Below are 7,168 nucleotides of genomic sequence, written 5' to 3'. Positions count from 1 at the left end.
GCTTGTCCGGCGCGGGCGGCTACACCGCCCGCGTTGCCGGCCCCGCGTCGGCAGCCTATGGCTTGCCGCCCCACGGGGGTTCGCGCGCGCCGGGCGCGATCACGACCTCGGGGGGAGGCCACCGATGAGCGGGGTTCTCGATCTGATCGTCGGCCCGTTCTCGGAGTTCGACTTCATGCGCCACGCGTTGGTCGGCAGTCTCGCGCTGTCGGTCGGCTGCGCGCCGGTAGGGGTTTTCCTGCTGCTGCGGCGCATGAGCCTGATGGGCGATTCGCTCTCGCATGCGGTGTTGCCGGGCGCCGCCATCGGCTACCTGATTGGCGGCCTGTCGCTGCCCTGGATGGCGGGCGGCGGGATGGTGGCGGGCTTGCTGGTGGCCCTGCTCGCCGGACTGTCGAGCCGCCGCACGCGGCTGGACGAGGGGGCCTCGTTCGCGGGCTTCTATTTATTGGCGCTGGCCGGTGGCGTGGTGATTGTCTCGAAATGGGGCAACAGCGTCGACCTGATGCACCTGCTCTTCGGCTCGGTGCTCGCGGTGGACGATCCGTCGCTGATTCTCGTGGCCGCGATAGCATCCGTGACGCTCCTATGGTTCGGATGGCATTATCGCGGTCTCGTGCTCGACAGCGCCGATCCGGCGTTTCTCGGTCACGACCACGGCAGGGGCGTCATGCGCTATCACCTGGGCTTTACGGTGCTCACGGTGATGAACCTCGTCGCGGGGTTTCAGGCGATGGGCACGCTCATGGCCGTGGGACTGATGATGCTGCCGGCGGCCACCGCCCGGCTCGTCGCCCGCACGCTGCCGGGCATGCTGCTCGTGGCCTGGCTGGTCGCGAGCGCGTCGAGCGTCATCGGATTGCTGCTTTCGTATTACCTGGCCTGCCCTTCGGGACCGGCCATCATTCTGACGGCGGGCATCGCCTACCTGGGCGCGCTGCTTGCCACGCCGGGCCACGCCAATGCGGCCAAGGCCCCGGCGCTTTGAGAGAGGAAAACATGTTCGGATTGGGTCAATCGGCTGGCAAATCGTGGTTTGGCGCGGCGCGCCTCGCCGCACTGCTCGCCATGGCGCTGGCGCTCGCCAGCCCGGCACGCGCGCAGGACACGCACCTGCCCGTTGCCGCAAGCTTCAGCATCCTGTCCGACATCGTCAAGTCCGTCGGTGGCGACCGGGTCGACGTGACGACGCTCGTCGGTCCCGATCAGGACACGCATGTCTACGAGCCCACGCCGGCGGATGTCGCCAAGATTTCGGGGACCAAGCTCTTCTTCGTCAATGGCCTGGGCTTCGAAGGCTGGATGCCTCGCTTGATGAAGGCGAGCCACTATCCCGGCAAGCTCGTCACCGTCACCCAAGGCCTCAAAGCGCGCACGATGGTCGACGAGGGAAGGACCGTGCCCGACCCGCACATGTTCCAGGATCCCGAACGTGTCAAAACGATGGTCGATAACATCGCCGCCGCCCTGTCGCAAGCGGACCCGTCCGGCAGCGCCTATTACGCGGAACGCGCCAGGAACTACCGCGGCGCACTCGATGATCTGATCACCTGGGCCAACAAGCAGTTCGCGCCGATTCCGCCGGCCCGCCGCGTTGTCCTCACGTCGCACGACGCCTTCGGCTACCTCGGTCAGCGCTTCGGCGTCAGGTTCCTTGCCCCGGAAGGCGTGTCGACCGAAAGCGAAGCCAGCGCCCGGGACGTGGCGAACCTGATCCGCGTGATTCGCCGCACGGGTATCAAGGCCGTTTTCATGGAAAACATCTCCAATCCGCGCCTGATCCAGCGCATCGCCCGCGACGCCAAGGTGACGGTCGACGGCAAACTGTATTCCGACGCCCTGTCGCAGAATCCGGAAGCCACGACCTACCTTCAGTTGTTCCAGCACAACGTGCGCGCCATCGCCGCCGCGATGAAGGACAACCGCTAGTCGGTCACCGCCCCGCCTTCCGCGGTGCACGCGCCATACGCGCTATAATGCGTGCACCACACACCGGCCCCGCTAGGGAGGTCCGGACAGGCCGGCCACGCCGGCTTTTGCGTTTGGGCCGCCGCTTCTCTCTCGCGGCCGGGCAAGACTGAACCCCTGAAACATTCATTACGGACGCCCCCAGGTCAACCACTGCGAACGGCGCACACTCAATGGCAAAGAAGATTTATATCAAGACGTTCGGCTGTCAGATGAACGAGTATGACTCCGACAAGATGGCGGACGTACTGGGCGCCGCCGAAGGGCTGGAAAAGACGGACACGCCCGAAGACGCCGACGTCATCCTGTTCAACACTTGCTCCGTACGCGAAAAGGCGCAGGAAAAGGTGTTCTCGGATCTGGGCCGCATGCGCGCGCTCAAGGAAATCAAGCCGGACCTGGTCATCGGTGTCGGCGGCTGCGTCGCCAGCCAGGAAGGCGCCGCCATCGTGCAGCGCGCCCCCTATGTGGACGTGGTGTTCGGCCCGCAGACCCTGCACCGTCTGCCGCAGATGCTCGAAGCGCGTCGCGCCACCGGGCGCTCGCAGGTCGACATCTCGTTCCCGGAAATCGAGAAGTTCGATCACCTCCCGCCCGCCAAGGTCGAGGGAGCGACCGCCTTCGTCTCGATCATGGAAGGCTGCTCGAAGTACTGCAGCTATTGCGTGGTGCCCTACACGCGAGGGGACGAAGTCTCGCGCCCATTCGAAGACGTGCTCACCGAGATTGCCGGCCTGGCCGAGCAAGGCGTGCGCGAAATCACGCTGCTGGGTCAGAACGTGAACGCCTATCGCGGGTCGATGGCCGACGGCGAGATCGCCGACTTCGCGCTGCTCATCGAATACGTGGCCGAGGTGCCTGGCGTCGAGCGCATTCGCTACACGACCAGCCATCCGAAGGAATTCACGCAACGCCTGATCGACACCTACGCCAAGGTGCCCAAGCTCGTGAGCCATCTGCACCTGCCCGTGCAGCACGGCGCCGACCGCGTACTCTCGGCGATGAAGCGCGGCTATACCGCGCTGGAATACAAGTCGATCATCCGCCGCCTGCGTCAGGTGCGCCCGGACATGTCGATGTCGTCGGACTTCATCGTCGGCTTCCCCGGCGAGACGGAAGAGGATTTCGACAAGCTCATGGCGATGATTCACGAGATCGGCTACGACACGAGCTTCTCGTTCATCTACAGCCCGCGCCCGGGCACGCCGGCCGCCAACCTGCCGGACGACACGCCGCGCGAGGTCAAGCTGCGCCGTCTGCAACATTTGCAGGCGGTGATCGAGGAGAACGCCGCGCGCATCAGCCAGCGCATGGTCGGCTCGCGTCAGCGTATTCTCGTCGAAGGCGTGTCGCGCAAGGACCCCAACGAGCTGCAAGGCCGCACGGAGAACAACCGCGTGGTGAACTTCCCGGCAACCGAAGCCCAGCGCGCCCACCTGATCGGCCAGATGACCGACGTCGTGATCACGCTCGCCTACCCGCACTCGCTGCGTGGTGAATTGCTCACCACGCACTGACCGAAATTTGCGACTATGATCGGATCCGGCAGATTCGGGCGCACCCACCTCATGCATCGCGTGCCCGAGCCTGCCCCCGGCGACTCCATCGAACGATCTGAACAGGCACCCGACCGGATCATCTTGAAAGCACCCGTCCAAGAATTCACCGCACCGCGCGACGACAACCGCCGTCTGGCCAACCTCTGCGGCCCGCTCGACGAGAACCTGCGTCAGATTGAACAGGCGCTCGACGTCTCCATTTCCCGCCGCGGCCATCGCTTCGCCGTTCGCGGCAAGAGCGCTGCGATCGCCACCCAGGCCATCGAGAGCTTTTACAACCGCGCGACCGAGCCGCTGTCGGTCGACGATATCCAGTTGGGCCTCGTGGAGTCGCGTCAGGGGCTCGTTCCGAGCGTGCGTCACGGCGACGACAACCCGTTTGCCGCCGGCGAGACGGAAGACGGATCGCCCGTACTGCACACGCGCCGCAGCGATCTGCACGGTCGTACGCCGGCGCAGCGCGACTATCTCAAGCAGATCCTGTCGCACGACGTGACATTCGGCATCGGCCCGGCGGGCACCGGAAAGACCTATCTGGCCGTGGCCTGCGCCGTCGACGCCCTGGAGCGCGACGCCGTCAAGCGCATCGTCCTGACGCGCCCCGCCGTGGAAGCGGGCGAGCGCCTGGGCTTTCTCCCCGGCGATCTGGCCCAGAAGGTCGACCCGTACCTGCGCCCGCTCTACGACGCACTCTACGATCTGCTCGGCTTCGACAAGACACAAAAGTATTTCGAGAAGCAGATGATCGAGATCGCGCCGCTCGCGTACATGCGCGGGCGCACGCTCAACCACGCGTTCATCATTCTTGACGAGGCGCAGAACACTACGCCCGAGCAGATGAAGATGTTCCTGACGCGCATTGGCTTCGGCAGCAAGGCGGTCGTGACCGGCGACACCACGCAGGTCGACCTGCCACGCGGCCAGAAGAGCGGCCTGATGGAAGCGCAGGTGATCCTGAAGAACGTTCGCGGCATCGCCGTGACCCGCTTTACCAGCGTGGACGTGGTGCGTCACCCGTTGGTCGCCCGCATCGTCGATGCATACGACGCCCACGCGCAGCTTGACGAAGCCAGCCTCGAGGCGCGCGTGTCGGCCGAACGCGCCCCGCGCGCCGCCCGCGCATCGCGAGGCAAGGCATGAGCGAGCGAGCCTCGCGTTCGCCGCGTCATGCACTCACGCTGACGCACCAGTTCGTGGCCGGTCCGGCGTTCGCCACGCACAAGGCATTGCTCACGCGCACCACGCTGCGCCGCTGGGTGCAGGCCGCGCTGCTCGCCGACGCCGAACTGACCCTGCGCTTCGTCGGCGCGGAAGAAGGACAGACGCTGAACCGCGGCTATCGCGGCAAAGACTACGCGACCAACGTGCTCACGTTTGCCTATGCGCAGCACGACAGCGACCCGGTAACAGGCGACATCGTGTTGTGCTGCCCGGTGGTCGAGCGCGAAGCGAACGAACAGGGCATTACGCTCGAAGCGCATTACGCCCATCTGATCGTGCACGGCGTGCTTCACGCGCAAGGTTACGACCACGAAGCGGACGATGAGGCACAGGAGATGGAAGGCCTCGAAACGGAGATTCTCACCGGTCTCGGCTACGCCGACCCTTACTTGGTCGAAAAGCTCCCGAAGTCCCGCACACCGGCCAACGCGCGCCGCGCCTGAACCGATATCGCATGGACCGCTTCCCCAATCGCCCGTCGGCCCCCGAGACGCCACCGGCCAGTGTGTCGAGCGGTCCCGGGTGCAACCAGTACCCGCCGGATCTCGGCGACGCCCGTCATCTGAGCCAGCAAGAACTCGCGGGCTCGCTGGATACCGCGCTCGCCCACTGGGATGGCCGCGAGGATCTGTGGATCTTCGCGTACGGCTCGCTCATCTGGAATCCGGGCCTGCCCGTCGAGGAGAGCCTGCACGCTCGCGTCTTCGGTTATCACCGAGGTCTGTATCTGTGGTCGCGCGTCAATCGAGGCACCCCCGAGCAACCGGGACTCGTGCTGGCCCTCGACCGTGGCGGCTCGTGTGCAGGGGTGGCGCTGCGGCTCTCGGCAGCCAAGGCGCGCGCCGAACTCGAAACGCTCTGGTATCGCGAGATGGCGATGGGCTCGTATCGTCCGGCATGGCTCAATTGCGCCCTCGCCGACGGCCGCAGCGCGCCCGCGCTCGCATTTGTCATGCGACGCGATGTAAAGAGCTACGCCGGCCGCCTGCCCGACGACATCATCCGCAAGGTCTTCGAACAGGCGCAGGGTCGCTACGGCACAACGCACGATTACGTTGCCCGCACGGTCAAGGCGCTGCGCGACGCCGGCATGCCCGATCCGGCGCTGGAAGCCGTGCTGCACCGCTGCGGTGCGCGCTGACGTCGTCTGTGCGTCCTGAAATCCGCCGCATCGCGTGGACACGACGTCGGCGCCACGCGACGCGGCGGTACTGACGCAGAGTTGCCGTACATCTGGTGTATCCTTGAGCTTCCTGTAACAGCTCGGCGTCCGCCCACCTTGGACGCGCCGTCATGAACGACCCATATCCCAGTCGACCCGGTCGAAAAAACACCGATAAACCCCGCTCGCTGCTCGAACGCCTCACCGATCTGATTTCCCCGGAACCGGAGTCGCGTGCGGAGCTGCTTGAAATTCTGCAAGACGCCCACGCCCGCAACCTGATGGACGCCGATTCGCTGGCGATGATCGAGGGCGTATTCCAGGTGGCCGACCTGTGTGCCCGCGACATCATGGTGCCGCGCGCGCAAATGGACGCCATCAACATCGAACAGACACCCGACGAGTTCGTCCCCTTCGTGCTGGAACAGGCGCACTCGCGCTATCCGGTGTACGAAGGCAATCGCGACAACATCATCGGCATTCTGCTCGCGAAGGATCTGGTGCGTTACTACGCCAATCACGACTTCGACGTGCGCGACATGCTGCGCCCGGCGGTGTTCATTCCCGAGTCGAAGCGTCTTAACGTGCTGCTGCACGATTTCCGCGTCAATCGCAATCACATCGCCATCGTCGTCGACGAATATGGCGGCGTGGCCGGCCTCATCACCATTGAAGACGTGCTCGAACAGATCGTCGGCGATATCGAGGACGAGTACGACTTCGACGAGGAAGAAGACAACATCATTGCCGCGCCCGACGGCACGTATCGCATTCGTGCCCTCACCGAGATCGAGCAGTTCAACGAGGCGTTCGGCACGCAGTTCACTGACGCCGAGAACGACACGATCGGCGGTATGATCACGCACCAGTTCGGCCGAGTGCCGCGTCGTGGCGAGCGCATGCGTTTGGGCAATCTCGTGTTCGAAGTGCTGCGTGCCGACGGCCGTCAGATTCACGTGCTGCTGTTGCGGCGCATGGAAACGGCTGGCGCCGATCCGACTGCCTGACGTCTTGACTCACGCTCCGATCAACGTCTACATCGACCCATGCAGGAAATGACCCTCCACGCGCCCGAGCGGCGCTCGTGGCCCGCTTGGCGTGCCCGCGCGCTCGCCGGCCTGGCCGGTATCGCCCAGACCCTCGCCTTCGCGCCGCGCGACGTCTGGTGGCTGCAACTGCTTGCCATGGCCGGGCTGTTCGCGCTCGTCGAGCGCAGCGCGTCGCGCCGCGACGCCCTCTGGCTGGGCGGCAGTTTCGG

7 protein-coding genes and 1 pseudogene are annotated in these 7,168 nt (G+C 65.4%); all 8 read left to right on the top strand.

Annotated elements, in window-relative coordinates; translation table 11 throughout:
* Nucleotides 1-124 precede the first annotated feature (124 nt).
* Nucleotides 125-988 carry a metal ABC transporter permease gene (locus A985_RS0120360; protein WP_017235219.1) on the top strand — a complete coding sequence of 288 codons (864 nt, stop codon included), beginning with the start codon at nucleotides 125-127 and terminating at the stop codon, nucleotides 986-988.
* An 11-nt stretch (nucleotides 989-999) separates the two neighbouring features.
* Nucleotides 1,000-1,929 (top strand): metal ABC transporter substrate-binding protein, encoded by a 930-nt coding sequence (locus A985_RS0120355; protein WP_017235218.1) that lies wholly within the window; start codon nucleotides 1,000-1,002, stop codon nucleotides 1,927-1,929.
* A gap of 212 nt (nucleotides 1,930-2,141) precedes the next feature.
* Nucleotides 2,142-3,485, top strand: coding sequence for a tRNA (N6-isopentenyl adenosine(37)-C2)-methylthiotransferase MiaB (gene miaB / locus A985_RS0120350; RefSeq protein ID WP_017235217.1), 1,344 nt, complete (start codon nucleotides 2,142-2,144; stop codon nucleotides 3,483-3,485).
* A 120-nt stretch (nucleotides 3,486-3,605) separates the two neighbouring features.
* Nucleotides 3,606-4,667: a PhoH family protein gene (locus tag A985_RS0120345; protein WP_130027980.1), complete on the top strand. Its 1,062-nt coding sequence runs from the start codon at nucleotides 3,606-3,608 to the stop codon at nucleotides 4,665-4,667.
* On the top strand, nucleotides 4,664-5,191 hold the full coding sequence (gene ybeY / locus A985_RS0120340; protein WP_017235215.1) for an rRNA maturation RNase YbeY: 528 nt from the start codon (nucleotides 4,664-4,666) through the stop codon (nucleotides 5,189-5,191). The genes A985_RS0120345 and ybeY overlap by 4 nt, the downstream gene beginning before the upstream one ends.
* An 11-nt stretch (nucleotides 5,192-5,202) precedes the next feature.
* The gene (locus A985_RS0120335) at nucleotides 5,203-5,889 is read left to right on the top strand and encodes a gamma-glutamylcyclotransferase (protein WP_017235214.1); all 687 of its coding nucleotides are present in this window, start codon (nucleotides 5,203-5,205) and stop codon (nucleotides 5,887-5,889) included.
* Between the two features lie 152 nt (nucleotides 5,890-6,041).
* Entirely contained in the window at nucleotides 6,042-6,917 is an 876-nt protein-coding gene (locus tag A985_RS0120330) for an HlyC/CorC family transporter (RefSeq protein WP_017235213.1), read from the top strand.
* Between the two features lie 48 nt (nucleotides 6,918-6,965).
* Nucleotides 6,966-7,168 (top strand): annotated as a pseudogene (locus tag A985_RS28745) (hypothetical protein); the annotation flags it as partial.

This window comes from Pandoraea sp. B-6, from assembly GCF_000282835.1.
Taxonomy (GTDB): Bacteria; Pseudomonadota; Gammaproteobacteria; order Burkholderiales; family Burkholderiaceae; genus Pandoraea; species Pandoraea cepalis.
Note: the sequence above shows the minus strand (reverse complement) of the source record. Positions and strands in the feature narration are given on the sequence as shown.

Excerpts from the sequence above, each read along its gene's own strand:
- A985_RS0120360 (WP_017235219.1), top strand. The coding sequence starts at position 125 with ATGAGCGGGGTTCTCGATCTGATCGTCGGCCCGTTCTCGGAGTTCGAC.
- A985_RS0120355 (WP_017235218.1), top strand. The coding sequence starts at position 1,000 with ATGTTCGGATTGGGTCAATCGGCTGGCAAATCGTGGTTTGGCGCGGCG.
- miaB (WP_017235217.1), top strand. The coding sequence starts at position 2,142 with ATGGCAAAGAAGATTTATATCAAGACGTTCGGCTGTCAGATGAACGAG.
- ybeY (WP_017235215.1), top strand. The coding sequence starts at position 4,664 with ATGAGCGAGCGAGCCTCGCGTTCGCCGCGTCATGCACTCACGCTGACG.
- A985_RS0120335 (WP_017235214.1), top strand. The coding sequence starts at position 5,203 with ATGGACCGCTTCCCCAATCGCCCGTCGGCCCCCGAGACGCCACCGGCC.
- A985_RS0120330 (WP_017235213.1), top strand. The coding sequence starts at position 6,042 with ATGAACGACCCATATCCCAGTCGACCCGGTCGAAAAAACACCGATAAA.